At 60.9% G+C, this 2,433-nt stretch carries 2 protein-coding genes; both read left to right on the top strand.

Translation table 11 applies throughout. The features are described 5' to 3' along the window. Positions 1 to 1,361: bifunctional diguanylate cyclase/phosphodiesterase (locus AAC035_RS20590; RefSeq protein ID WP_339806986.1), on the top strand; the 1,361-nt coding region annotated here is incomplete at its 5' end. A 51-nt stretch (positions 1,362 to 1,412) separates the two neighbouring features. Beyond that, positions 1,413 to 2,433 (top strand): Tex-like N-terminal domain-containing protein (locus tag AAC035_RS20585; RefSeq protein WP_339806985.1); only part of this gene is annotated, 1,021 nt, incomplete at its 3' end.

The raw sequence follows: 2,433 nt of genomic DNA, 5'->3' as shown, positions 1-2,433 counted from the left end.
GTGCTGTGCGTTGTGTCTGGCTCCGTCAGCAATTATCCGACGGTGCCGGTGGTGAGATGGGGCGCGAGGTGGCCAGCGGTTTCATCAACCGCAACCTGTTTTTTGACCGCTTGCAACAGGCCATACTGCGGGCAGAGCGGAGCAACCAGCGGCTGGCGCTGATCCACATCAACCTGGACGACTTCCGCACGGTGAACGAGTCCCTGGGTTACCGCCAGGGTGACGAACTGGTGCTCAAGCTGGCTGAGCGTTTGCGCGCAGTGCTGCGGCGGGTAGATTCGCTGATGCGAATCGGTGGTGACGAGCTGGCGGTGATCGCCGAAAACATCGACGATTCACTGGATATGTCGCGCATTGTGCGCAAACTGGTAGGCGCCATGAACGATCCGGTGGTGGTGGCGGGCAGCACCGTTGCCATAACCGCCAGTCTCGGCGTGGCTACCTACCCGGAAGCGGGAGATACCCCGGAAACCCTGTTGCGTCGCGCCAACCGGGCCATGTTCGAAGCCAAGCGTGATGCGGGCAACAGTTACCGTTTCTACAACCGGCAGCTGCATATTACGGCGGGCCATCAGCTCAAGCTGGAAGCGGATCTTCGCAACGCCCTGCGGGGTGGCGAGCTGGAACTTTACTATCAGCCCCGAATCGATCTGATCACCGGCGAAGCCCGCGGGGTAGAGTGTCTGTTGCGCTGGAATCATCCGACCCGGGGCCTGGTGATGCCGGACGAGTTCATTCCGGCGGCGGAGCGCAGCGGGCTGATCGTGCCCATCGGTTACTGGGTGATCGAACAGGCCTGCCAACGTCTGCGGGAAGCCGCAGAAGAGGGCTATCCGGGCCTGGTGTTTGCGGTCAACCTGTCGTTCCGTCAGTTCCATGACCGCAAGATGACCGAAACCATCTTCCGCATCATTTTCAACGCCAACGTAGACACCAGCCTGCTGGAGCTGGAGCTTACCGAAAGCGCCATGATGCACGATCCTGATTACGCCCAGCGCTGTCTCAGGGAGCTGTCCCAGCTGGGCATCAGTTTCGCCCTGGACGATTTTGGTACCGGCTACTCCTCGCTCACCAATCTGCAGCACCTGCCCATTTCCCTGGTGAAAATTGACAAGTCGTTTGTACAGCAACTGGGAGATACCGGCGATTCCGAGCACATTATCCGGGCCATTATCAGTCTCGCTCACAGCCTGCAGATGAGTGTTGTGGCAGAGGGTGTGGAAACCGAAGGCCAGCTGGAGTTCCTGCGTCAGCAGCATTGTGATGAGGTGCAGGGCTATTACTACGCGCGGCCCATGCCCTGGCCGGATCTGCTGGAGTTTCTGCAGGAGCGCAATCGCCTCGCTTGCCTGCAGGAGTAAGGCACTGTACCTTTTGCGCTCTGATTTGAAACCGCTCCGCAGGTAAGATCCATGAAAAGCATTGCCGGCCGTATTGCCGAAGAACTGGGCGTTCGTGAACAGCAGGTCAGCGCCACCGTGGCGTTGCTGGACGAAGGCGCTACCGTTCCCTTCATCGCGCGTTACCGGAAAGAAGTGACGGGCGCCCTCGATGACATCCAGCTGCGCTCCCTGGAAGAGCGGCTCCGCTACCTGCGGGAGCTGGAGGACCGGCGCGGCGCCATCCTGCGCAGTATCGAAGAACAGGGCAAGCTGACCGACGAATTGCGGGCCGCCATCAACGAAGCCGACGCCAAAAACCGCCTCGAAGATCTCTATCTGCCTTACAAACAGAAACGCCGCACCAAGGCCCAGATTGCCCGGGAGGCTGGCCTGGAGCCTCTGGCCGATGCGCTTTATGGCGATCCCACCCTGAACCCGGAACAGCTGGCCGCTGACTATCTGAATGCTGACGCCGGCGTAACGGACGAGAAGGCAGCCCTGGAAGGGGCTCGCCACATTCTGATGGAGCGCTTTGCCGAGGATGCCGAGCTGCTGGGCCAGCTGCGCAACTACATCTGGCAGGAAGGTCAGCTCAAGGTCACGGTAATCCAGGGCAAGGAAAACGAAGGGGCCAAGTTCCGGGATTATTTCGATCACCAGGAAGCCCTGAAAAAGATTCCGTCCCACCGGGCCCTGGCCATTCTGCGGGGGCGCAACGAAGGCATCCTCAGTTTCAGTCTGGTGGTGGAAGGCGAGAGCGATGATCGCAAGGTTCCGCACCCGGCGGAGCAGCGCATCGCGGCCCACTGGCAGATTCGCGACAGTGGTCGTGCCGCTGACCGCTGGCTGGCGGAAGTGGTGCGCTGGACCTGGCGGGTCAAGCTGTCGACCCAGATCGAAACCGAACTGATGGCACATGTGCGTGAGGCTGCTGAAGCTGAAGCCATCAATGTCTTCGCCAACAACCTGAAAGATCTGCTGTTGCTGGCGCCGGCCGGACCGCGCCCGACCCTGGGCCTTGATCCGGGGCTGCGCACCGGGGTCAAGGTGG

It is taken from the genome of uncultured Marinobacter sp. (assembly GCF_963974375.1).
Classification (GTDB): domain Bacteria; phylum Pseudomonadota; class Gammaproteobacteria; order Pseudomonadales; family Oleiphilaceae; genus Marinobacter.
This window is presented reverse-complemented; position numbering and strand designations above follow the sequence as displayed.